At 35.3% G+C, this 693-nt stretch carries 1 protein-coding gene and 1 tRNA gene; one reads left to right on the plus strand and one right to left on the minus strand.

Annotated elements, in window-relative coordinates; translation table 11 throughout:
• The coding region (locus tag AC1DND_RS28940; RefSeq protein WP_477586428.1) for a JAB domain-containing protein at positions 1-319 on the plus strand (319 nt) is incomplete at its 5' end.
• Between the two features lie 149 nt (positions 320-468).
• Here the strand turns inward: AC1DND_RS28940 and AC1DND_RS28945 are convergent.
• Positions 469-542 (minus strand) — tRNA-Arg (locus tag AC1DND_RS28945).
• Between the last annotated feature and the right edge of the window lie 151 nt (positions 543-693).

The raw sequence follows: 693 nt of genomic DNA on the forward strand, positions 1-693 counted from the left end.
CGCATTTCTCGAAGAATTTAAGATCTTGCTTCTTAATAGAAGTAACCGAGTGCTTGGTTTTGTTGATATCTCAATGGGTGGTGTTAGCGGTACTTATGTTGATCCAAAGATAGTGTTTGCTACTGCCTTAAAAGCTAACTGTTCATCAATTATATTGGCTCATAACCACCCAAGTCAAGATCTTAAACCGAGTGATGCAGACATTAAATTAACAAATAGATTGGCCGAGTGTGGAAAGTTGCTAGATATTAATGTATGGGATCATATCATYATAAGCGAAAACAGCTATTACAGTTTTGCTGACGATGGAATGATCTGAATAATTTGGAATTGAAAACCAAACAAAATAACTTTGATTTAATTAAACAATTTTAAACAAGCGCACCAGTTGCGCGCCAAATGCGAAACAAAACAGTATAGCATGTGAAATAAAAAATGGCTCTCAGATGATCTGAAAGCCATTGACTGTACCCCGGAAGGGACTCGAACCCCTGACCCTCGGTTTAGAAAACCGACGCTCTATCCAGCTGAGCTACCGAGGCTCATTTTTTAATGAGCTGCAAATATAGAAGTTCTATTTAATATGTAAAAATATATTTTAAACTATTTAGAGGGTACTTTTTCTATTTCAAATAAGTATTTAAGAACGAAGCAATTAAAATTAAATTTGGGCGGAATAAATTTGATTTCACC

Source organism: Pedobacter sp. 01N416 (genome assembly GCF_056399685.1).